Origin of the sequence: Hominibacterium faecale (genome assembly GCF_020734085.1) — a bacterium.
In the GTDB taxonomy this organism is placed as follows: Bacteria; Bacillota; Clostridia; order Peptostreptococcales; family Anaerovoracaceae; genus Hominibacterium; species Hominibacterium faecale.
This window is the reverse complement of record NZ_JAJAGH010000005.1, coordinates 259,336-282,556: the sequence shown is the minus strand read 5'-3', so window position 1 is coordinate 282,556 and position 23,221 is coordinate 259,336. Positions and strand designations below refer to the sequence as shown.

24 protein-coding genes are annotated in these 23,221 nt (G+C 49.1%); 19 read left to right on the top strand and 5 right to left on the bottom strand.

The genetic code is table 11. The annotated features are described in order from the left end of the window. The first annotated feature begins 4 nt into the window (after positions 1–4). The 14 genes from LG211_RS06475 to LG211_RS20205 all read left to right on the top strand — a co-directional run bounded on the left by LG211_RS06475 (position 5) and on the right by LG211_RS20205 (position 10,854). A complete protein-coding gene (locus LG211_RS06475) occupies positions 5–1,789 on the top strand; it encodes an ABC transporter ATP-binding protein (RefSeq protein ID WP_269477199.1) in 1,785 nt (594 codons plus the stop codon). Continuing rightward, entirely contained in the window at positions 1,790–3,535 is a 1,746-nt protein-coding gene (locus LG211_RS06470) for an ABC transporter ATP-binding protein (protein WP_269477198.1), read from the top strand. It abuts the gene before it with no gap. Positions 3,536–3,546: 11 nt separating this feature from the next. After that, the gene (locus LG211_RS06465; RefSeq protein WP_269477197.1) at positions 3,547–3,915 is read left to right on the top strand and encodes a metal-dependent transcriptional regulator; all 369 of its coding nucleotides are present in this window, start codon (positions 3,547–3,549) and stop codon (positions 3,913–3,915) included. Between the two features lie 442 nt (positions 3,916–4,357). Beyond that, positions 4,358–4,795 (top strand): RNA polymerase sigma factor, encoded by a 438-nt coding sequence (locus LG211_RS06460; protein WP_269477196.1) that lies wholly within the window; start codon positions 4,358–4,360, stop codon positions 4,793–4,795. 84 nt (positions 4,796–4,879) lie between these two features. Next, complete coding sequence (locus LG211_RS06455; RefSeq protein WP_269477195.1) at positions 4,880–5,335, top strand: RNA polymerase subunit sigma-24; 456 nt, start codon at positions 4,880–4,882, stop codon at positions 5,333–5,335. Positions 5,336–5,345: 10 nt separating this feature from the next. After that, the gene (locus LG211_RS06450; protein WP_269477194.1) at positions 5,346–5,813 is read left to right on the top strand and encodes a sigma factor-like helix-turn-helix DNA-binding protein; all 468 of its coding nucleotides are present in this window, start codon (positions 5,346–5,348) and stop codon (positions 5,811–5,813) included. Continuing rightward, entirely contained in the window at positions 5,810–6,331 is a 522-nt protein-coding gene (locus LG211_RS06445) for a DUF5720 family protein (protein ID WP_269477193.1), read from the top strand. The genes LG211_RS06450 and LG211_RS06445 overlap by 4 nt, the downstream gene beginning before the upstream one ends. A gap of 11 nt (positions 6,332–6,342) precedes the next feature. After that, positions 6,343–6,624, top strand: a complete 282-nt coding sequence (locus LG211_RS06440; protein WP_269477192.1) for a DUF3847 domain-containing protein — start codon at positions 6,343–6,345, stop codon at positions 6,622–6,624. Positions 6,625–6,926: 302 nt separating this feature from the next. Next, entirely contained in the window at positions 6,927–8,366 is a 1,440-nt protein-coding gene (gene mobQ / locus LG211_RS06435; RefSeq protein WP_269477191.1) for a MobQ family relaxase, read from the top strand. Further along, a complete protein-coding gene (locus LG211_RS06430) occupies positions 8,363–8,512 on the top strand; it encodes a hypothetical protein (protein WP_269477190.1) in 150 nt (49 codons plus the stop codon). The genes mobQ and LG211_RS06430 overlap by 4 nt, the downstream gene beginning before the upstream one ends. Next, positions 8,493–8,891 carry a cysteine-rich VLP domain-containing protein gene (locus LG211_RS06425; protein ID WP_269477189.1) on the top strand — a complete coding sequence of 133 codons (399 nt, stop codon included), beginning with the start codon at positions 8,493–8,495 and terminating at the stop codon, positions 8,889–8,891. Before LG211_RS06430 ends, LG211_RS06425 begins: the two co-directional genes overlap by 20 nt. Positions 8,892–9,005: 114 nt before the next feature. Further along, the gene (locus LG211_RS06420; RefSeq protein ID WP_269477188.1) at positions 9,006–9,731 is read left to right on the top strand and encodes a phage replisome organizer N-terminal domain-containing protein; all 726 of its coding nucleotides are present in this window, start codon (positions 9,006–9,008) and stop codon (positions 9,729–9,731) included. Further along, on the top strand, positions 9,728–10,585 hold the full coding sequence (locus LG211_RS06415) for an ATP-binding protein (protein WP_269477187.1): 858 nt from the start codon (positions 9,728–9,730) through the stop codon (positions 10,583–10,585). The genes LG211_RS06420 and LG211_RS06415 overlap by 4 nt, the downstream gene beginning before the upstream one ends. Next, entirely contained in the window at positions 10,582–10,854 is a 273-nt protein-coding gene (locus tag LG211_RS20205; RefSeq protein ID WP_465250782.1) for a transposon-encoded TnpW family protein, read from the top strand. The genes LG211_RS06415 and LG211_RS20205 overlap by 4 nt, the downstream gene beginning before the upstream one ends. 48 nt (positions 10,855–10,902) lie before the next feature. Here LG211_RS20205 and LG211_RS06405 read toward each other — a convergent pair whose 3' ends face one another. Continuing rightward, positions 10,903–11,304 (bottom strand): putative toxin-antitoxin system toxin component, PIN family, encoded by a 402-nt coding sequence (locus LG211_RS06405; protein WP_269477186.1) that lies wholly within the window; start codon positions 11,302–11,304, stop codon positions 10,903–10,905. Further along, positions 11,301–11,576 (bottom strand): AbrB/MazE/SpoVT family DNA-binding domain-containing protein, encoded by a 276-nt coding sequence (locus LG211_RS06400; RefSeq protein WP_269477185.1) that lies wholly within the window; start codon positions 11,574–11,576, stop codon positions 11,301–11,303. The genes LG211_RS06405 and LG211_RS06400 overlap by 4 nt, the downstream gene beginning before the upstream one ends. A gap of 383 nt (positions 11,577–11,959) precedes the next feature. On the opposite strand from LG211_RS06400, the gene LG211_RS06395 reads away from it, so the two are divergent. The 5 genes from LG211_RS06395 to LG211_RS06375 all read left to right on the top strand — a co-directional run bounded on the left by LG211_RS06395 (position 11,960) and on the right by LG211_RS06375 (position 20,533). Beyond that, positions 11,960–12,334, top strand: coding sequence for a hypothetical protein (locus tag LG211_RS06395; protein ID WP_269477184.1), 375 nt, complete (start codon positions 11,960–11,962; stop codon positions 12,332–12,334). After that, a complete protein-coding gene (locus tag LG211_RS06390) occupies positions 12,331–13,260 on the top strand; it encodes a hypothetical protein (protein WP_269477183.1) in 930 nt (309 codons plus the stop codon). Before LG211_RS06395 ends, LG211_RS06390 begins: the two co-directional genes overlap by 4 nt. A 58-nt stretch (positions 13,261–13,318) precedes the next feature. Further along, on the top strand, positions 13,319–14,155 hold the full coding sequence (locus tag LG211_RS06385; RefSeq protein WP_148397807.1) for a TerC/Alx family metal homeostasis membrane protein: 837 nt from the start codon (positions 13,319–13,321) through the stop codon (positions 14,153–14,155). Between the two features lie 99 nt (positions 14,156–14,254). Then, positions 14,255–15,664, top strand: coding sequence for a DNA repair protein RadA (radA, locus tag LG211_RS06380; RefSeq protein ID WP_148397806.1), 1,410 nt, complete (start codon positions 14,255–14,257; stop codon positions 15,662–15,664). Positions 15,665–15,826: 162 nt separating this feature from the next. Further along, positions 15,827–20,533, top strand: coding sequence for an LPXTG cell wall anchor domain-containing protein (locus LG211_RS06375; protein ID WP_269477182.1), 4,707 nt, complete (start codon positions 15,827–15,829; stop codon positions 20,531–20,533). A gap of 456 nt (positions 20,534–20,989) precedes the next feature. Here LG211_RS06375 and thiD read toward each other — a convergent pair whose 3' ends face one another. From thiD to thiM, 3 genes are read right to left on the bottom strand one after another with little or no spacing between them, the layout of a single operon-like run. Continuing rightward, complete coding sequence (gene thiD, locus LG211_RS06370) at positions 20,990–21,769, bottom strand: bifunctional hydroxymethylpyrimidine kinase/phosphomethylpyrimidine kinase (RefSeq protein ID WP_269477181.1); 780 nt, start codon at positions 21,767–21,769, stop codon at positions 20,990–20,992. Next, on the bottom strand, positions 21,766–22,407 hold the full coding sequence (thiE, locus tag LG211_RS06365) for a thiamine phosphate synthase (protein WP_269477180.1): 642 nt from the start codon (positions 22,405–22,407) through the stop codon (positions 21,766–21,768). The genes thiD and thiE overlap by 4 nt, the downstream gene beginning before the upstream one ends. Beyond that, complete coding sequence (gene thiM, locus LG211_RS06360; RefSeq protein ID WP_148398457.1) at positions 22,394–23,215, bottom strand: hydroxyethylthiazole kinase; 822 nt, start codon at positions 23,213–23,215, stop codon at positions 22,394–22,396. The genes thiE and thiM overlap by 14 nt, the downstream gene beginning before the upstream one ends. Between the last annotated feature and the right edge of the window lie 6 nt (positions 23,216–23,221).

The following is a 23,221-nucleotide window of genomic DNA, read 5'->3' as shown; positions in this document are numbered from 1 at the left end:
TGTTATGTTCAAAAAAGTATTTGAGTATGCAGGGCCGCACAAAAAGGACTTATACCGTGCAACTTTTATTGTGCTTCTTAGCGTCCTTATGGGTGTTCTGCCTTTTGTGCTGGCTTATCAGGTGATTTCACCGCTTATTATGGGTGAAACTGTGGGGAGTGGTTATGTGACTTCACGGGTAATTGGGGTTTTGATTTGTCTGGTTTTGCAGGCGGTTCTTTATGGATGGGGGCTGAATGTTTCCCATAAAGCGGCTTACAATACCCTGCTCAGGCTGCGTACAGCCCTGCAGAAACGCTTTGAATCCCTGCCGCTCGGATTTATCCAGGACAAGGGAACGGGTACGATTAAAAAGCTGTTTGTGGATGATGTGGACAGTCTGGAAGTATTGCTGGCACATTCCTTGCCGGAAGGAATTGCAAACCTTATGATTCCATTGGCAATTTATATTGCCATGTTCTTCATTGACTGGAAACTGGCTTTATTATCTCTTGCATCAATCCCTGTCAGCTTTGCGGCTATGATGATTATGTACTCTGTCGGCATGAAGAAAATGGGGCCGTACTATATGGCAGGGCAGAAAATGAACAATACCATTATCGAATATATCAACGGTATGGAGGTTGTAAAGGTATTTAATAAAGACGCTGAATCCTATGAGCGTTTTCGCAAGGATATTTCCGACTATCGGGATTACACGCTGGAATGGTACAAAGCGGCATGGCCGTGGATGGCGGTTTACAGCAGTCTGCTCCCCTGCACGATTATTCTTACCTTGCCTTTGGGTGCATGGTTCGTCCTTTCAGGATTTTCAACTTTGCCTGATTTGATTCTCATTCTCTGCCTGTCGCTTAGCATTGGCATACCGCTGTTAAAGTCATTAGGGTTTTTACCGACTATGCCACAGCTTAACTATAAAATCTCGGCTTTAGAGCAGGTGCTGGAAACTGCGCCTTTAAAGCAGACAAATGATGCTTTTCATGGGAAGAACCTCGATATTTGTTTTGACCATATCACTTTTGGATATGAGAAAACCCAGCCGGGGCCGGATGGAAAGCCAATGGTGACAATGGATGAAGTTATCATAGACGTCAGTTTTACCGTAAAAGCCGGACAGAAAACGGCTTTAGTCGGTGAATCCGGTTCCGGGAAAAGTACGCTTGCAAAACTGTTAATCCACTACTATGACCCACAGCAGGGAAGTATTTCTATCGGAGGGCAGAAAATAACAGAAATGAGCCTTGAAGCATTAAACAGCCAGATTTCTTATGTGGCACAGGATCAGTATTTGTTTAACACTTCTCTGCTTGAGAATATCCGAATGGGAAAACCGGACGCTACGGATGAAGAAGTCCTTGAAGCGGCGAAAAAAGCACAGTGTTTAGAATTTCTTGAAAAACTGCCGATGGGAATCCGTTCAATGGCTGGTGATGCGGGCAAGATGCTTTCCGGAGGTCAGCGCCAACGTATATCTCTGGCTCGTGCAATCCTAAAAAATGCCCCTATTATCGTACTTGATGAAGCGACTGCATATGCTGACCCGGAAAATGAGGAAAAAATGGAAGCCGCAATTGCAGAGCTGGTAAAGGGAAAAACCTTATTTGTGATTGCCCACAAACTCCCTGCGATTATGAATGCTGACCAGATTTGTGTAATAGAGCATGGAAAGTTAGCTGCAACAGGTACTCATAAAGAATTGCTGCAGACCTGTGGGGAATACCAGAAATTATGGAAAGCGGCACAGGGCAGCGCAGAATGGAAAGTAAATACTGCAAAGGAGGGGAAATAAATGCTTGCACTTTTTTCAAGAATTTTAAAGCTCTCCGGCAAATATAAGAGCCGGATTCAGGGGGCGTTTTTATGTGCTTTTATTGAATCCATACTGGCAAAAATGCCTATCTTTTTGGCGTTTCTTGTACTCTCTGGATTCTATCAGAAAACTTTAACCGGAACAGACTGTCTGCATATCGGGATTGGGCTTGCCGCAGTAGTGGTTGCACAGGCTGTTGTTCACTACCTTTGTGACAGGCTGCAAAGTGCCGCCGGATATATGATTTTTACAGATAAAAGAATGGAGCTTGGAGGACATCTCCGCAAGCTGCCTATGGGATATTTTACATCTGGTAATATCGGGAAGATCAGTTCTGTACTCAGCACGGATATGGTATTTATTGAAGAAGCTGCTATGAGTACCCTCGGCAATATGATGAGCTATATGCTTTCTGCCTTTATTTTACTGGTATTTATGTTTTTTCTGGACTGGAGGCTTGGTCTGATTGCTGCAATCGTGACATTGTTTGCATCGTTTGTTGCAAAGGGGATGAATAAAGTTTCCCTGAAAGAAGCTGCCGGAAGGCAGAATCAAAGTGAACATTTGACGGATGCGGTTCTCTCCTTTGCCGAGGGAATTGGTGTTATTAAGAGCTATAACCTGATCGGTGAAAAATCAGAGGAACTGACTGAAAATTTTAAACGCTCAAGAGATACATCAACCGAATTTGAGCGGAAAATGACGCCCTGGACGAGAGGACTGAATATTTTGTATGCGTTTGGGATTGCTGCTATATTTGCGCTTTCTGTCTGGCTTGAACAAAACGGCATACTCACTCTGCCCTATTTGCTTGGCGTGCTGCTCTTTGTCTTTGACTTGTTTGGGCCGCTAAAAGCATTATATGGCGAGGCATCTCGTCTTACCGTTATGAATGCTGCCTTAGATCGTATTGAAGAAGTCCTGGATGAAAAGGAATTACCGGATAAAGGTACACAGCATATTTCCAAAGTGGATGTAACTTCTCCGGAGGTTTGTTTTGACCATGTGGCTTTTGCTTATCAGGATAAAGAAGTGCTGCATAATATCAACTTCTCCATGAAGAAGAATACAATGACTGCACTTGTAGGGCCGTCTGGCGGTGGGAAATCTACCATTGCAAACCTGTTAGCTCGTTTATGGGATGTGAAATCTGGTAAGGTAATGGTTCGTGGCACGGATATTCGGAATGTTCCGCTTTCTGAATTGATGAATCAGATCAGCATGGTTTTCCAGCGTGTATATTTGTTTCAGGATACGATTTATAACAATATCAGCATGGGAAAACCGGACGCTACGGAACAAGAAGTTTACGAGGCGGCAAAGAAAGCCCGATGTTATGATTTTATCATGGCGTTACCGGAAGGATTTCAAACCGTGATCGGTGAGGGTGGTGCTACGTTGTCCGGTGGAGAAAAACAGCGTATTTCTATTGCCCGCTGCATTTTGAAGGATGCGCCGATTGTAATTTTGGACGAAGCAACTGCCAGTGTTGATACAGATAACGAGAGTTACATTCAGGAGGCTATCAGTGAGTTGGTGAAGGGTAAGACACTGCTTGTGATTGCACATCGTCTGAATACGATCCGGGAGGCCGATCAGATTCTGGTTATCTCGGACGGGCGTATCAGTGAGCAGGGTACACATGATGAACTTATGGCAAAAGCCGGAATTTATCAGGGTTTTGTGAATATCCGTAAAAAGTCCTCCGGCTGGAGCCTTGCATAAAGGAGAAAACAATGAAGATTCATACGTCGGGCGAGGATTATTTAGAGGCTGTGCTGGTACTCCAAAAGAAGCAGGGCATGGTACGTTCCGTTGATCTTGCTCGGTACATGGGTTTTAGCAAACCGAGCATCAGCCATGCGGTAGGCGTTTTGAAGAACGGCGGTTTTCTGACCGTGGATGGAGACGGATTCCTCCATCTGACCGATATAGGCCGGGAGGTTGCCGAAAAAATCTATGAGCGACACCTATTCTTTACGGAGCAGCTTGTGGCCGCTGGCGTTGATCTTGAAACGGCGGAACAAGAGGCTTGCCGGATGGAGCACGCGATCAGCGAAGATTCTTTTCAGAAGTTGAAAGAAAAAGTACAGGGAACCGATTAGCGCACACCGGTTCCGCGCTGCATAATAAGTTATCTGCCCCGTCCGGGGAAAGAAAAAAACCGTTTGACCGGGGCAGATAGTTTCGTGCGCTCATTTTGAATTTTACCCTGTCGGCGGTTTTGAAGAACATTTCAAGGCCGCCGTTCCTTTTGGCCTATCTCATATCGCATAAGCGCGGCGGCTTTAGGAGGGAGCCGCCATGATACGATCTGACCGCCGACAAATTCTGACGATGTTTTCACTACCGTCAAAAAAATCCAGACCGCTCATTGGGAGCAGTCTACCAGTGATTGCGAAAATCGTCGCTTTTTAACTGAATATCGTGTTTTTTGCGCTCGAATAGCTTTATGCTGTCCGGGCGTTTTTCTATTTTCTCCCCGGTGCCGCTCCCCGCCTGCCCCGTTCAGATTTTTTCAAAAAATTCTGAACGGAGGAAAGGCAGATGGAAGTTACCATCAATTATAACAGACAAGCCCTGTCCGTGGAAGTCACGGTTGAAGTTTACGAATACCTTGACCGCGCCGATCACAAGACGGAAAACCTTGCCCATGAACAGCGGCGGCATTGGGACGGGCGGGAGTTTGACGAGTACATAGCTTTTACCGAGGGCGTGGGCGTTTACAGGGAAACGCCGGAGGACTATCTTTGCCGGAAAGAAACGCTGAATGAATTGCTTGCGATTCTGGATAGTTGCACCGAAGTGCAGCGCCGCCGGTTCCTGCTCTATGCGCTGGATGGATTAAGCTATTCGGAAATCGCTGCCCGGTGTGGCTGTTCCAAATATGCAGTACGAGATTCGATTGTAGCGGTCAGAAAAATTTTTGAAACTTTTTTGAGAAACCGCCCCCCACGATTGACCTGTTTTCTGGCTACCCAGTGAGAGGAACTTTTCTCTCAACATATTACCGGAGAGGACAAGCAGTTTGAAGCTGCCTGTCCTCTCTGCATTTAGGAGGATAAGCCCATGAAAACAATCAATCTGCGGAACTATTACTATCCCTGTTACAAAGAGGATGTGCTTGTGGAGGTCAGCGATGAAGTGGCCGAAGCCATCATCCGGTCTGTCCGGGAGATGGAAAACCATTACCGCCGCACCTGCCGCCACAAGGCGTATTACTCGCTGGACGCTTTTGACTGGACGGAGAACTACGCGCTGGAGCACAGCCCGTCCCCGGAGGACTTGCTTTTGCTTTCAGAGGAACAGGCCGACCATGAACGGCTGCTGTCCATGCTGGAGGAAGCGCTCACGCAGGTCACGGAGATTCAGGCGCGCCGCATCCGCCGCTATTACTTTCAGGGATTCAATTTCACACAGATCGCAGAGGCGGAGGGCGTCAACAAGGATGTGGTATGCCGCTCTGTCCATGCCGGTCTGAAGCGTCTGCGGAAGTTTTACAGCCGCCAGCGCCGGACGGAATGAGGTGCCGCCCATGCAGACGGTCAACCTGAAAAAATACTATTACGAGCTTTACCGGAAAGACACGTTTGTGGAGGTCAGCGATGAAGTGGCCGAGGCGCTCCTGCTCATGCTCCGGGAGGAAAACAACCGCGTCAGAAAAATCTATTACCATAAGGCGTACTTCTCCCTTGACCGGGAGGACGGGATTGAAAATGACGCACTGTGCGGATTTGAAAAATCCCCGGAGGATATTTTTATGGAGCAGGAGGAAGAACGGTTCTTTCTGCTGACGCTGGAACGGCTGGACGAGGCGCTTTCCCATCTCACACCGGCACAGGAGCGGCGAATCCGCGCCCGGTATCTGGACGGGAGGAAAGCAAAGGAGATCGCAGACGCCGAGGGCGTGAGTATCCATGTGATCTATGAATCTTTACAGCGGGGATTAAAAAGCCTGCAGCGCTATTTTGCCAGGAAGAAATGGAGGGAATTTGAAGAATGAGATTTACACAAAGCGAATTGGAACTGATCTGCCAGTACGCCATGCCGGGAGGCAAGGATGCCACTCTGACCGAATTGCGGGCTGTCCGGCGGGCGGCAAAAGAGCCGCTGACAAAGGCTATTGTGGAGAACACCATCGACAAGCTGCTGGAAGTGCCGGAGCCGGAGTGCAGCCGATTTATTGCCGACACGAAAGCCCGGTTTTTGGAGCGGCGCGACCAGTCCATCCGTGACCGGCTGGCCGCTGCCAGAGCGCAGGAGCCGCCCATGCTGGGGCATGACCTGTTCGGGCTGGAACGGTATTCGCCCCATACCCGGCACATGGTTGTGGTGGACATCCTGACCTCTGACAGCCCGGTGGGATGCCCCGGCGAGCGTTACCGTTTCTTTCTCTCGGACGAGGGTTATAAGAACGCGAAGAAAAGCGCGGAGCGCGGGGAAATCAAAATCCGCAGCCATGCCGCTGTCGGTGTCGGGCGGCTTTACCATGACAAGAAGCTGACCGGCCCACAGCGATGAAAGGGGCCACTATGAAAGAACTGGAACGATTACAGACGAAGCAGCAGAAAGTACAGAATGAAATCCGCCAGTTGGAGAACCGGCAAAAGATTCTCTTAAACCGCCAGAGCGATGCGGAGCGCAGGGCGAGGACGCGCCGCCTGATCGAGCATGGGGCAATTTTAGAAAGCGTCTTTCCCGCGGTCTCTGCCATGTCCGGCGAGGAAGTCCAAGCGTTTCTGCTGTCCGTTTCCCGTTTGCCGGGAATACCGAAGCTGCCGCAGGACAAGCCCGGAAGCCCCGGTACGGAGTAACTGCGGAATTTCCAACGGCGCACTTATACACCGTAACCGGTGCTGTGCGCCCTGCCGGGGGCTTTTGCGCTCTCCGAGCGCGATGGGGAGCTACTCTCCCCAAACCCCTCGTCGTCGCAAAGTCCGCTTTGTTCCGTTTCCGCCTTGCGGCGAAAACTGCACACACTCCCTTGCTCATCCTCTCCCCACAAAGTCAGCGACTTTGCGGGGACCCCTGAATATCCCGCGCAGCATGATACCCGCCCTGCGGCTGTCATGCTCTGCGGAGCCTATATATCCCCACCCGAAAGGAGGCTGTACCAATGGATTTCTGCCATTTTCCCGTCAAGATCGTGAAGCGCAGCAAGGGCCGGTCTGCCGTAGAAGCTGCCGCTTACCGGAGCGGGACAAAAATGACAAACGAATGGGACGGGCAGACCCATGACTATACCCGAAAACGCGGCGTTGTCCATACGGAGATCATGCTGCCGCCCCATGCCCCGCAAGAATTTTTTGACCGCTCTACCCTCTGGAACAGCGTGGAGCAGATCGAGAAAGCGAAAGATTGCCAGCTTGCCCGCGATATAGAAGCAGCCCTGCCCCGTGAATTATCCAGAGAACAGCAGCTTGCCCTTATCCGTTCTTTTGTGAAAGACACCTTTGTAGATAAAGGGATGTGCGCCGATTTTGCACTCCATGACAAAGGCAACGGCAACCCTCATGTCCATATCCTGCTGACAGTGCGCCCTCTGAAAGAATCCGGCGCATGGGGAGCCAAGTGCCGCAAGGTTTACGATCTGGACGAGCGCGGCCAGCGCATCCCGGACGGGAAAGGCGGCTGGAAGAACCACAGGGAAGATACCACTGACTGGAACGATAAAGGAAATGTGGAATTATGGCGCAAAGCGTGGGCGGACTATGTGAACCGGGCGCAGGCGGCTATCGGCCTGTCAGACCGGATCGACCACCGCAGCTATAAACGTCAGGGCATTGATAAGATACCCTCTGTCCATCTGGGCGTTGCGGCTTTCCAGATGGAACAGCGCGGCATCAAAACCCGCAAGGGCGATCTGAACCGGCAGATTGCCGCCGATAATAAGCTGCTGAAAGAGATCAAAGCCCGCATTACCCGGCTTTATAACTGGTCTAAGGAAGAAGCCGCAAAACCGCAGGACAAGGGCAGCATTATGAATCAGCTATGGCAGGCGCAGCATGAAATGAACCACAGCGCCGCCCGGTCTAACTATGGCAAAGCGAAAGCCTTGAAGCAGAGCGCCGCCCTGTTCAATTTCCTGCATGGAAACGGCATCACTTCCATGCAGCAGCTTCACGAAAAAATCTCCGCCATGAACGGCGCTTACTATGACCTGCGCGGCCAGATCGTCAGCGGGGAACGCCGGTTGAAAGTGCTGGACGAACATTTGAAGATGTGGGCGCAATATGAAAAACACAAAGGAACCCGCCGCCAGCTTGACAAAGTGAAACCCGAAAAACGGGAACTGTTTGAGCAGAGGCACAGCGCAGAACTTGCCCTGTACGAAGCCGCCGCCCGGTATCTGGAAAATCTGAAAACCAGCGGCGAGCTAATCACACCGAAGAAATGGCAGGCCGAAGCCGAAAAGCTGACCGCGCAGAAAGAGTTACAGTATCAGCAGATGAAAGCCATGCGGGAAGAAATCAAGGCTGTGGAGGGCTTGCGGAAAGCGGCTGAACAGCTTGCTAAGACCGAGCAGACCCATAAAAAGGAGGAACATGAATTATGACCGAGATCGTCTTGATTATTACCATCACGCTTCCGGAGCCGGAGCCGACCATGCCGGACGGAGCCGAGAAGCCGGAGCAGTTTTTAACAAAGGAGCAGCCGCTTGTATGCCGCTGCCATGTGCGCTATGGAAAGAAAGCGGCATGATTCCATTCCCGTCATGGACTACCGGCAATGCCGGCGGGCGCGGCGGCTGGTGCATGAGTGCTGTAACTATGATTGCGGCAGCTGTATCGCGCTGGACGATGGAGAGGAATGTGTCTGTGTCCAGAGCATTTCCTACTCCCTGTTGTGCCGGTGGTTCCGGGCGGCGGTGCTGCCGCTGGATAAGGAACTGGAAACAGCCCTGCTTTACCGGCTGGACGCGAAACGGTGCGCCGTATGCGGGGCGCTGTTCCGGCCCGGTTCCAACCGCGCCAAATACTGCCCGGACTGTGCCGCTGCCATGAAGCGAATCAAAGCTGCCGCGCGCAAGCGGAAACAAAGGGCAAAATGTCACGCTTTAGGAGCTGAAAAACCCTTGTAAATCAAGGACTTTTGCGAGGGTGTCAAAGGGGGCGTGATACATTTATCCTCTTACCCCCAAAACAGCCCTTAAAATGCGTACAGACCCCATGACAGACCCAAAGGAGAGCAACCTATGTCAGATAATCGAAAATATTATTACCTGAAGCTGAAAGAAAACTATTTTGACGATGATTCCATTGTCTTGCTGGAAAGTATGCAGGACGGGATTCTGTATTCTTACATCCTGCTGAAGCTGTACTTGAAATCCCTGAAATACGGCGGCAAGCTCCAGCTTGACGAGAATATTCCCTACACAGCGCAGATGATCGCCACCCTCACCCGCCAGCAGGTAGGAACTGTGGAACGCGCCCTGAAAATTTATTTACAGTTGGGGCTTGTGGAGCTTATGACGGACGGAGCCTATTACATGAGCAACATCGAGCTTCTGATCGGACAATCCTCTACCGAGGGGGAACGAAAGAAACAGGCAAGGATGGCTTTGCAGGCGCAGAAAAAGCGTGGTGGACATTTGTCCGACATTCGTCCACCAGAGATAGAGAAAGAGATAGAGATAGAGTTAGAGAAAGAGAGAGAGTTAGAAAAGGGACAAACCGCGCCCGCTTATGGACGCTATCAGAACGTATTCTTGACGGAAAAGGAATTGTCCGAACTGCAGGCGGAGATTCCTGATCTTTGGAAAAGCTATGTGGAACGGCTGTCGGAATATATGGCGTCTACCGGGAAAACTTACAAAAACCATGCCGCCACCATCCGGCGCTGGGCTGCCGAGGATAAAAAGAAAGCAGCGCCGCAGAGCCGGAACCGGGATTACAGCGTACAGGAGGGAGAAACCGTATGATCGAGATTACCGCAGAAATCAGAACCATCATTGACCGCGCCGCCGCAGACCTTTCGCTGGCAGAGGATGAATACATAGACCCGGCTGACGGGCTTATCCACTGTAAACATTGCGGCGGAAACCGTCAGACCGTTGTTCCCTGCTTCGGGAAATCCGGCTATTTCATGCCCCGCTGCGTCTGCCCCTGTCAGGCGGAGGCGGAACGCCAGCGAAAAGAGGCCGAGGAACAGCGCAACCGTATGGAGAGCATTCAGCGCAGGCGGGCGCAGGGGCTTCAAGACCGCTATCTGTATGACTACACTTTTGCCAATGACAACGGGCAGAATCCGCTGATAAAGAAAGCCCGCGCCTATGTGGATAACTGGAAACAGGCATATCAGGACAATACCGGGCTTCTCCTGTTCGGGGATGTGGGGACGGGAAAATCTTTTTTCGCCGGTTGTATCGCCAACGCCCTGCTTGACCGGGATATTCCGGTGCTGATGACGAACTTTCCCTCTATCCTGAACCGGCTAACCGGTATGTTTTCCGAGGACAGGGCGGACTTTATCGCCAGTCTGGGGATGTATGACCTTTTGATTATTGACGATCTGGGCGTGGAGCGGAATACCGAATACGCAATGGAGCAGATGTTCCATGTGATCGACTGCCGCTACCGCAGCCGGAAACCCATGATTATTACAACCAACTTGAAGCTGGAAGAAATCAAGAACCCGCCCGATCTGGCCCATGCGCGCATCTATGACCGCATATTGGAACGGTGCGCCCCGATTCTCTTTGACGGGAAGAACTTCCGGGAGGAAAACGCCGAGATTACCAAAGCGGCGGCAAAGGGGATTATATCCCAAAAATGAAACTGGAAACCGACAGATTGGAGCATTTCCCCGCCGCCATCGGCGGGGCATCCGGGAAAGGAGTATATGACCCTATGAGCAATATGAAAAACGCCCCTGAAATGACAGCAGCACCCAAAACCGGCGCAGAACAAAAGGATGCGCCCGCACTGGTAAAGAAGATCGGAAAAACGACTTATGTTGTCCGGGTACATTTCAGCGAAACCAGCAAGGAAACCATGAGCGATAAAATCAAGCGTATGCTGAAAAATGAGGTTGAGCAGATGTAAAAATGCGGAGCCGGAAACCGTCTCATAGGTTCCCGGCTCCGCGCCGTTTCAGTATTGGAGAAATTCAGCCGGTGTCATAATCATTGGATTTTTCACGCCGGATTCTAAAAAGTCTTTATCGCCGGTCAGTAAAATATCGGCCTTTGCTTCTATGGCTGCCCGAAGAATCGGGCGGTCATTTACATCACGGATTTGTTTCTCTGAAATATTTTCCTCTGTCGGAACCGGAACCAGTTCCAAAGTCAGGAGCGCAACGGAAAGAAATTTATCCAGAGATGCAAGTCGATTCGGAAATTTCTTGTTAAATATCCGCTTCATTTCGTCCACATTCTGCTCACAGATCAGCCCATGATGAGGATAGGACGCTGCTTTTACATACGCCTGAAAAGGGATGCCGTTTGCGCTTAGGGCAGCAGAAATCAGGACATTGGTATCAATCAAAACTCTCATGCGTTCTCGTCCTCATTTCTCAATTCTTTCACAAGCGCCATGACATCATCATCGGAGGTCAGACCAGCGCGTTCTGCTTCTCCGGCCATCTCTTTTTGAAGCACCTGCATAGCGTAGACAGCAGAATTGACAATGCGGACGGTGTTTCCCTCAACGATAAACGTAATGCGATCACCGCTTGCCACGCCAAGGACTTCCCGAATATCTTTTGGAATTGTAATCTGCCCCTTTGCCATGACTTTTGCGTTGTCTATAAACGTATTTGCTAACATGATTTTACACCACCTTTCTGAAATATGGAAAGTAGGGATTTCCCTACTCTTATTATATGCAGAGGACACAGAAAAATCAAGGGAAAATGCTGGAAGTAGTATAGATTGAGAGACTGCCATTTTTGAATTTTCTGTGAATTTGATTAAAAAGTCCTTTACAAATCGTCTCTGGGAAAACATGGAAGAGGATATGGGTGTACAGGACATAAAAAAGGTGGACATCGTTGGAACAAATGGAACCATTAAATCCTTTAATTTTTGATCCCATTCTTTGATCTCATTTTTCCATGATAACGACACGATTAATCCATGACATGCCCATGTTTCATTCACCTGATAGCGATATGATGCGAATGTAAATTTACGCTGACAAGGAGGATGAAATGAGAAGATGGAAGAATTGGGTGTGCGCGTTGATGCTGGTTTTAGTGACAATCGCGGTTTGCGCCTGTGGAACCGAGGAGAAGTCCGCATCATTGGAAGGCTATGAACAAAATAACCAAGCGCTTGCCTTTGACAACAGCAAGTGGAATTACGATGCAGATAACGATGTATACTGGCAGGTGAAAGTAAGCTACTGCTCAGAGCCAGTCTGGATTATGCAGACGCTGCCTATGAATGGAATATGGGCCAATATTCGACGGAAGGCACTCGCGCGGAAAACACCTGGACTTCGGCCCTTTCACAAGATTTGGCGGAAAGCTATGCTGCGTATATCAATGACCTGCAGCTTGCCGATGAAGAGGGAGAGATTTTGAAGCTGGAGAAATCTGCCGATGGGATTTACACGTCCGGTTCCTACTATAATTATCTGCTTTCCGTTATAGAAACCTCGCTCAACCATTTTCTCAATGATACGGAATTTCCGTATGCAAAGACTTCTGACCAGGAAAAATCAGGCGGAGGTTTTGGCGGTGGGGCGCCCGGATCTGAGGGAAAGCCTGATGATGGCAGCGCTCCTGATGGGAAACCGCAGGCAGGAAAACCGCCTGAGCAGGAAATACCCGATAATCAGAAAATGGAGCAGGCAGGAAACGAAAAAGAGGAAGAACGCACATATGCCTCCCCACAGGAGTATATCGATGATCTCAATGGGGATGGAAAATGGGTGGAATACGATGCAAAGACAGGAAAAGCCACCGTTATCAGCATGGAGGGATTTGTAAAGCATTGCAAACAGGCTGGAAAAGCAGTGGGCGCCTTCGACGATACAAACCGCAGTCAAGCAGAGAATAAACTCTTTGGAAACGATGACAACGACGCATTGCATTTTGACTCACAGCTGGCAAATCTGCTGGAGAAAAACCAAAGCAAATATGAGAACTTTGATGACTGGGAGTCTTCGATCGTGGAAGATTATAAAAACGATCTTGGTGAAGTGGATAAGCTGGGCACTGATTTACAGACACGGCAGAATATGTATAATCCGATGTACGATCTCTCCAGTTATTACAAAGGAGAAAACACTTCTACAGTAGCTCCTTACTGGAGGATACGAAGCGGTATAGAACAGAATGATACGGCACTTACAACAGAAACCAATCTTGCCTTAGCCTTGAAGCAGAATGAAAGTGTTAAAGACGTGGATTTCGAAACAGTATGGGGCCAGGGACATACCTCTGCAGAACGCAGTGGAAACAGCAGCGAAAACTTTATCAAATGGATCAACGATTGTCTCAAGTAGGAGGCTTTTACGTATAATGCGAAAACCCCTGCATAAAGTGTTATGCAGGGGTGATGAAATGAAAAATATTTTTAAATCAATCAAATGGCTGCTGTTCTGGATGATGCTGGCGATGACCTTCTGCGGCGGCATCTATTATTTCCTCGGACACCAGAAAGCGCTGGAATTTATGGGAGGTTATCTCATCGAGCTGAGTCTCAGCATGGATAATCTCTTTGTTTTTGTAACAATCTTCGCCAGTTTCCGCATTCGGGAACATGCCCAGCATCGGGTATTGGGCTACGGCATCGCAGGCGCGATCATTCTGCGGTTCTTCTTTATCTTCTTCGGCGTTCATCTGGTCAGCCGTTTTGAATGGATTCTGTATCTGTTCGGCGGAATTCTCATTATCAACGGACTCAAAATGCTGAAAGATGATACTGGCAAGGATCCCCACGACAGCCTGGTTATCAAAATCGTGTCCAAAATTCTGCCCATGACCCGCAGCCTGTCAGGCGACCGTTTTTTGGTGCGGGGACGGGATGGAAAACGGCTTTTTACGCCGCTGTTTGCGGTGGTCTGTCTCATCGAGTGTTCCGACATTCTTTTTGCCATGGATTCTGTGCCGGCCGTATTTTCTGTATCCACCGATCTTTTCATCGTGTACACTTCTAATATCTTTGCCATACTGGGACTTCGGCAATTCTACTTTGTTTTGGAACATCTTCATGAACGGTTTGCCTATGTGAAATATGGAATTTCCATTATCCTGGTGTTTACAGGCATGAAGCTGGCCGGGCTGGCAATCGGATGGTACATTCCCATCCCCGAGTCCATTGCCGTTATCGCAATTGTATTGGCCCTGAGCATTCTCATATCCGTGCTTCTTTCCGGGCGCAGGACAGCCAGGCTCTAGCCCAGTGTCCGGAACTTGAGATATCCTTCACCATATATTGACGGGGCGCAGGCAGGAGGATATAATAAAACATATGTTTGCAAAAGGGGGCGAATGATTATGGCAAAAAAAGCAAAGACCGTGTTCGTCTGCCAGGAGTGCGGCTATGAAAGCGCCAAATGGCAGGGACAATGCATCTGCGGCGCTTGGAACTCCATGGTAGAAGAAAAGGTGCTGCCTGCTTCTGACGCGCAGGACAAGCGGCGGCGGACGGGAACGATAAAGGGTGCTGCCGAAAGCGGACAAGCCGGGAAAATAAAAAACCGGCCGTCAAAATTATCCCAGGTTGAGTCCGGCAGCTATACCCGCATGGACACGGGCATCGGTGAATTGAATCGAGTTCTGGGCGGCGGCATGGTAAAAGGCTCTCTCACACTAATATCCGGCGAGCCGGGCATTGGAAAATCGACCATTATCATACAAGCAGCGGCCAACATCGCCAAGAAATACGGACGGGTTTTATACGTTTCCGGAGAGGAATCAGAAGACCAGATCAAGATGCGGGCAGACCGGGTCTGCAAAGAATTGACGGACAACCTGTTCATCCTGGCTGAGACCAACATGGAGAACATTTCCGCCATCGCAGAAGAATTGAAGCCGGAATTTGTGATTATCGATTCCATTCAGACCATGTACAGCAGCGATCTGGACTCAGCCCCCGGCAGCGTATCCCAGGTACGGGCCTGCGGAAACGAATTGATGCGGGTAGGAAAAACCTATAACATCCCCATTTTCATTGTGGCCCATGTTACCAAGAGCGGCGAATTGGCCGGCCCGAAAATCGTAGAACATCTGGTGGACTGCGTACTGCATTTCAACGGCGAGCGGAATCAGGAGCTGAGAATTCTGCGGGCTTTTAAAAACCGCTTCGGAACTACGAGCGAAATCGGCGCCTTTGAGATGGCCGAAGAAGGATTAATTGAGATTGAAAACCTATCCAAAAGCTTCCTCGAGGGTATGGAGGATGGAGCGGAGGGATCCATGGCCGCCGCGGTCTATGAGGGGACCAGACCTCTGCTGCTGGAAGTTCAGGCGCTGGCGGCCCCAACCAACGTGGGATTTGCCAGACGGTCTTCCATCGGCGTCGAGCTTTCCCGCCTCAATATGATTCTGGCGGTACTGGAACGAAAGGCCGGTCTTAATTTGATCAACCAGGACATTTACGTCAATGTGGTGGGTGGGCTCAAGCCGGAAGGGACTTCCATTGATCTGGCCGTGGCGCTGGCTATTTATTCCACGGTAAGAGGAAAGCCCTGCTCGGGGAAAACCATTGCTTTGGGAGAAATCGGGCTGACCGGCGACCTCCGGTCCGTGCAGAACAGCGAGAAAATCGTCCGCGAAGCAGCGAGAATGGGTTTTGAACGCATCATCCTTCCTAAGAAAAATGCAGACAGGCTGACAGAATTGGATCTTAAGGGCATGCGGCTGACTGGGGTAAAGCATATTATTGATGCGATTAAGATGTTTTAGGATTAAGAATAAATATACTAAAAAAATCAGGTTTGAGTAAAAACCTGATTTTTTTAGTGGAAAAGTTAAAATGTAACCGAAAGGTAACTGACGAAGCATATAATAAAAAAATATTAAGAAAGTATGCGTACGAACGATATTCATAAATGGAAGGAGAAAAGGATGAAGAGAGGGAAAAGCAGGATTGCAGTTGCTGTATTATTATGCATTGCAATGATTAATTCCGTATTGTTCGGCAGTGCGGCAGTATTTGCTGAAAGCGGGGATGCAGAAAGCGCCTCCAAAGCACAGGTTTCTTCTAAAATAGAGGATTATTTATATGACAGTCAGATTCTGACAGGGAGCGGAGAAGCTTATAATCCGGAAAATAGCATGAAACCGAGCGATTCTTTTTCTGTTAAGCTGATGTTCTCCGAAATATCCAGTGGTAAGAATGCCCGGCAGTTTCCGGATGATGGAGTGATGACCTACCAGATTCCGACAGATGTGATAACTGGCTTTGAGGCCGTAAAAGATCTTCCAATCAAAGAGATTGCGTCAGGAAACAAAATCGGTACTTACAGCATCAATGCGAGCGGCTTGATTATGGTTGATCTTAATGATGAATATGTTCAACGCTATAGAAACATAGAGGCCTACCTGACTTTTGAAGGCTCTTTCAGCCAAAAAGTCCAGGAAGGCGGCTCTACTGCGGAAATTAATTTCAGCGACAGCGTATCCATTACAGTTAAGCTGGAAGAGAAAACAAAACTTGAAATCAGCAAAGAAAGCGGCAGTTATAATTACGAAGAGAACACTCTGGGCTACACAATCAAGGTAAAAGCCGAATACGGTGCAAAAAATGTAACCGTGACGGATACCATGAGCGAATTATTGGCTATGACAGGAGGCACACAGGGGAAACCGCTGACGGTGAAAGACAGTAAAGGAAATGCTGTTCCATACAGCATTCTGGATGCCGGCGATGCTACTTGGAAAATCAATGTGGGTGATATGGCAGCGGGAGAAGTATATACAATCGCCTATACGGCAAAAGTGACAGACAAGGCATTTGCTGGTATTGCAGCGGACCGGAATGCTTCCTATAATCTCAACCCGAAAAACACTGTGACCGCAGAGGCGGATAATGCAGATAAAGTGACCGCTAATAACCAGCCGTCTATTCGTTTTCAGAGAATTGATAAGACCTACAGCGAACAGAACGGGAAACTGACCTGGACGGTGGTCATTAACGCCGACAAGTATCTGGATCTGGGTGGAGTTACAGTTACCGACACGATGGAGAGCGGATTGGTTCTGGATAAATCCTCGAACATCACCATTGCGAAAAACGAGGAGGCTGCGACAAAACTTGACTGGAAGGACGTTTCCAGCCTCGACAGCCAGTGGTCTTACACCTTCCCGAAAGATGCAGGAAAGAATACCTATACCTTTACCTACAAGACGAATATTCCGGAAGTGACAGGAATAGCGCAGAACGGTGCTACTGAGAGCTTTAAAAATAAAGTAGCACTGAGAATGTCTTCAGATATCATTTATACAGGTGACAAAGCTTATCAGAAGACCGGAAATCGTTTCTACAAGCATAAGTTCCGCACTGTGTATGGGGCTGATAAAGGCTCCAATCTTAAGATAGATTCGGAAGGCAACGTTTACATCCGCTGGACCAGTGTGATTCGTGTACCAAGCACCGGCCTGAAGAATTTTATCTTTGAAGATTATATTTTGAATAAAACTGGAGCGCAGCATGAGTTTCCGACAGGACTGCAGGTTGTGAAGAAAACACCATCCACAGGCGATGCTTACAATACGATCAATGTAGAGGCAACGAGTGGAGTAAATCTTTCTGGTGTAGATATTAAGCTGGCATCTGGAGTGTCCGATGCAACAAAAGGGAAACATTCCAAAGAAGGCATAAAAGACGGCTTTACCCTGTACTTTAACACAAATATAGCGGATAAGAGCAAATCTTTCCTTCCGGCAGCCGGCAAGGCGTATGATGTGCGCATTACCGGCTATACAAAGGTGATTGGAACGGAAAACGGGGCTCGTCGAAACAATGCCCGCATCACATCCGGAACTGCGAGCGATTTTGACTATGAAGACTATTCCATCAATATGAAAATGACCGGCTCTAAAGCTAAGGCACAGTTTGCGGATGGGAAAATTCTCTGGAACGTTAAATTTAACGGCCATTACGCTTCCATGGAGGAAGGGGATGTAATTGTAAAAGATACTTTTTCCGATAACCAAGAATTCGATGACAATTATACTGTGGTTCTGACAGAGAACGGCACGTCGATGAATCGAACGATCAAAGTAACAAAAGATACCAGCGACAAGAAAAATTGCACCTACCGGTTCAACCTGGGAAAACTGGATAACAATAAACAATATGTCCTGAAGTACCAGACCAAGGTGAAAAGCGACGTTTTCACAGCATCAGGGATCAAGACCTTTAAAAATACGGCATGGATATCGATTGATGGGGAAGAAAAGCTCGAGGTAAAGAATTCCTTTGATGTGAACAATGATATTGTTTCCAAGAAAATTACAACGCAGCCGGAGCGCAAAAACCAGTATAAAGCCGGATTTACGATTCAGGTAAATCCAAATGGTGCTTTACTCAACTCCAACTCGGCTGCGGAGCCAGAAGATTATGTAATTGCGGACACCTATAGTAAAACAATGGCAATCGATTTGGATTCCATTAGTATTATCCGAGACGACGCAGAGAAACTGAAAAATGACGAGTATACAGTAGCAATCGATACCAGCGGAAAAGAAAATAAGCTGGAGATTAGGATTCCAAAGGCGGACGGACACAAGTATACGATTAAATACAATGCAGCGATACAGGGAGAAATTGGCGAAACCATAGAATACTCCAACACTGCAAAACTAACAGTCAATAAAGAGATCGATGAAGGTGATGTTTCAGATAAGGTGCTTATCAAGGAGCAGGCATCAGATGCTGGAGCCAGCGGAAGCTTGCTGAACATCAATGTGCATAAGCGCGATCGTGCGAATTCGTTAAAATCGTTGCAGGGCGCAGAGTTCCAGCTTTATAAAGACCAAGTATCCGAGAAAAATCTTTTGGGAACAGAAGTAACAGGCGCAGACGGAATTGCTGTCTTTGGGCAGGATACAAACGGAAAGACCAACCTCACCAGTGAGGGCAAGGATTACTATTTGGAAGCAGGGGTAAAATATATCCTTAAAGAAAGTGCTGCGCCAGATGGGTATGCATTGGATTCCAGCGAGACCGTGTTCCAGATCCGCGATAAAGGAACGGCACTGCTTGATCCGGAAAAAATCGATCCTTATAATATGGGCGCCATCATCGACCGCTTTAATGATAAGTATAATTTTAATTTAAAGAAAATCGCGAGTGAAACAGGCAATGCTTTGTCTGGTGCGGAATTCACCCTTTACACAGACAAGGAGTGTAAAGGCGACGGCACGACAGTCACCGGCAATAAGGATGGAATATTCACCTTTAAGGGGCTGAAGCCGGGCACCTATTATCTGAAAGAAACCAAGGTCCCCAAGGGATATTATGATTCAGGCAAGGTCTACAAAGTTGAAATTGACCGAAACGGCGATGCGGCCATCGACGGCGAAGCGGTAAACAGCCAGGATCGAACTTATGAAATTACCAATACACTGGCCGGCAGCATCCGGGTAACCAAGGAAGTAAAAGAAGACGGTGTTGGCGTGAACAGCTATGAAACCTTCTATACGGCTTTATTCAGCGACAGCGATCTGAAGGATCGGGTCAGCCAAGTGAAGGCCCTGGAGATGAACGGCAACCAATCTTCCACGGCAACCTTCGACAATTTAAAAGTAAATGAAACCTATTACGTTGCCGAAACCGACAAAGATGGAACGGCCTATTCAGACCAGGATAACAGCGATCAATGGGCAATCGCCTATGACAACCAGGTCGTAACTTTAGACCCGGCCAACCTGACCGCTGAAAGCAAGATTACCAACAGCTTTTACTCACAGTATTACTGGGCGGGATCCATCGATGTTACAAAACGGGTGACCCTGGATGGCAAGGACTTTGAGACCAACAGCATTTTCTATGCAGGCCTTTATACCGATGAGGACTGCACACAGCAGGTGGGTGATATCAAACCACTGGTTATGAATGGGAAATCCAGTACCACAGTGACCTTCTCCGATTTGAGCATCAATCAAACCTATTATGTAGCGGAAACCGATGCTGAGGGAAAGGTGATTACCAATGCCCAGGAGCAGCTGGGCTGCAAGATGAGCATCGATCAAAACACCTTTACTCTGACCGAAGCGAATACGGAAGGAAAAGCGGTGATCACCAATGACTTCCACGATGAAGAACAGTTCTATTACGGTGGACAGATTACAATCAATAAGACGACCACCTTCAAGGGAAAGGCATATGAGACAAACGAAGTGTTCTATGTGGCGCTTTTTGCAGATCAGGCCCACAAAGAACGAGTGACTGATGTCAAGGCCCTGGAGATGAACGGCAAGACTGCCGCTAAAGTCAGCTTTGAAAATCTGGCTTATGGAACCTACTATCTGGCCGAAACCGATCAAAGCGGCAATGCTCTGACGGATTTGGAAGCTGCGGAATTGGGCTTCACCAATGTGCTGGATGAAGAAATCAAGCTGGATGTGGATGCGGCTGAGATCGAGCTGGAGAATCAGATGACCGAAGAATATGTAACAAAAAATGGTGATGATGCGGATAACCCCAAAGGCACAGCGACTCAGACCGGAGATGACAGCAACATGACGCTGCTGATCCTGGGGATGTTGATCGCGCTCACTGCAATGGGAATCGTACTCATCACCAGCAGAAGGCGGAAGAATTCTTAATAGATACGGTAGATAACAATGGGGCTGCCGCATTGGTGCGACAGCCTTTTTTTCGATCCATTTTGTGAACGATTGGAAACACGAAACATTCGGGGAGGCGCTGCTCTGCCATTCTGGAGCTGAAGGAACGGGCCCTTCGGGCCCGGATTAATAGAAGGTGAAAAGTAAAATGATCGCTCCAGCTTGTTTTGGTCTAAGTTTGCGATGAATTTTCATCGTGGGAAAAGAAAAAAAGCTAGAAAAGCGATAATTTCTTGCTCTCTTTAGGTGGATTAGCAGCGAAAAAGGCCTAAAATCATCGCTGGGAAGGCTGCCAGACACAGATCGCGATGATTTGCTCCCGACCTCGACTCCCGGCCTCTTTCCCCGAACCCCGAGCCTCCGAGAACAGGACGCTTCATTATGGTAAACCAAAATGGCGGCGCTACTGTCATAATAAGCTGCCTCTGGCAGCCTTTACAGCTTATATACGTGATTGAGAGGACCAGGTCCTTTTCCCAGATCCAGGCCGTCACGCAGCGCGCCTGAAAGATAAGCTTTCGCCTGCTCCACACTTTTGTTCAAAGAATGGCCGGCAGCCATATTACAGGCGATAGCCGAAGACAGAGTACAGCCGGTGCCGTGGGTGTTGGGATTGTCGATCCGATCCTCTTCATACCAGAAAGCTGTTCCTTCTGCATAAAGGAGATCGGCGGCAGTCCCCGGCAAGTGGCCGCCTTTGATCAGAACTGCCATATGCAGATCATCAGCAATGCGCGCCGCTGCCTTCAGCATATCCGGTTTTCTTGCGATGGAAAACCCACAGAGTACCTCTGCTTCGGGAATGTTGGGCGTTACCAGCGTTCCAAGGGGAAGGAGCTTTGCGATCAGAACTTCCACCGCATCCTCTGAGAGAAGGCGGCTGCCGCTGGTGGAGATCATGACCGGGTCAATAACGATGTTTTGCGCCTGATATTCTTCCAGCTTTTCGCTGATAGCCTCAATGATCCCGGCGGCGGAAACCATGCCGATTTTTACGGCGTCGGGAAGGATATCGGTAAAAATCGCATCCAGCTGCTGACGGACAAACTGCGGGTCAGCGTCCATGATCCCGTAGACACCGGTGGTATTTTGTGCAGTCAGCGATGTGATCGCGCTCATGGCATACATCTTGTGAGCAGTAATGGTTTTAATATCTGCCTGAATACCGGCTCCTCCGCTGCAATCGGAGCCGGCTATGGTCAATACTTTTTTCATTTTGCGATCATCTCCTGCGACAGCCTGCGAAGATCTCTGCAAGTCTGTTCAATATCCGAGCTGGAAAAAATAGCCGAAACCACAGCCACGCCGTCGATTCCCGTTCCCGAGAGCCTGCGAATATTTTCCCTGGTGATGCCGCCGATGGCACAGATGGGAATGGAAACTGCCTGGCGAATAGCTTTTACTGTATCATGGCTGACCGGATTGGCATCTTTTTTTGTAGAAGTATCAAAGACAGCTCCCACGCCCAGATAGTCGGCGCCGTTTTTTTCCGCCAGAACGGCCTGCTCCACAGTCTGAGCGGAAACGCCCAGGAGCCGGTCATCTCCGATCAATTCCCGAACTGCGCCGGCCTGCATATCATGCTGACCCACATGAACGCCGTCAGCGCCGCATTTGACGGCAAGCGGCGCATTATCGTTGATAATAAAGGGAACGTGATACTGATGGCACAAGGTTTTTATTTTTACCGCTTCATCCAAAAAAGCATCCTCCGGCAGATCCTTTTCCCGCAGCTGCACACAAGTGACGCCGCCTTTGAGAGCCGCCTCCACCTGCTCATAGAGCGTTTGGCGGCCGGTCCAGGAGCGGTCGGTTACCGCATACAGGAGCATGGTTTTTTTATCGCACTTCATAGTTGGCACCCCTTTCTAACTCATCGCCGCTCAGGCAGTATACCGCATCGATGAGACGGCTGCGAAATGTACCGCTGCCTTCTCCTTCTTTCAGATGGGAATAGGCGATTTCGCCGCACAGACCCATGGCGCAGACGGCCGCCGCTGCCGCCGCAAGAGGCGTATCCCGATTGGCGGTCAGGTAAGCCGCCATCATGGCAGAGAGCATACAGCCGCTGCCAGTGATCCGGCTCAACATGGGATGACCGTTTCTGATAATGAAAGCTTGCTGCCGGTCGCAGACCAAATCAATGACCCCGGTGATGGTGATAACAGCGCCGGTCCGGGCAGAAAAATCCTGAGCAAAACGGATAGACTCATCCAGGTTGTCCTCGGTGATGGCATCGGCCAAATCGGCGTCAACTCCCCTGGTAGTGGCAGAACCCAGAGACAGAGCTTTGATCTCAGATACATTGCCGCGAATGGCAGTAAACGAGACTTGATCCAGCAGCTGTCCGGCCGTTTGGGTCCGCAGAGGTGAAGCCCCCGCGCCCACCGGATCCAGCAGCACCGGGCGGCCGCATTGATTGGCTTTCTTGCCTGCTGCCAGCATAGCCGGAATGGTGGATTGGTTCAAGGTTCCGATATTGATGTTCAATCCGCCGCAGATGGAGGTAATATCAGCGGCTTCCGCCGGATCGTCGGCCATAATGGGCGAACCGCCGCAGGCCAGCAGGATATTGGCGCAGTCGTTAACGGTTACATAGTTGGTAATATTATGTACAAGCGGCGCTTGGCTGCGTACATTTTCCAATTGTTCCTTTAGCATAAAGCA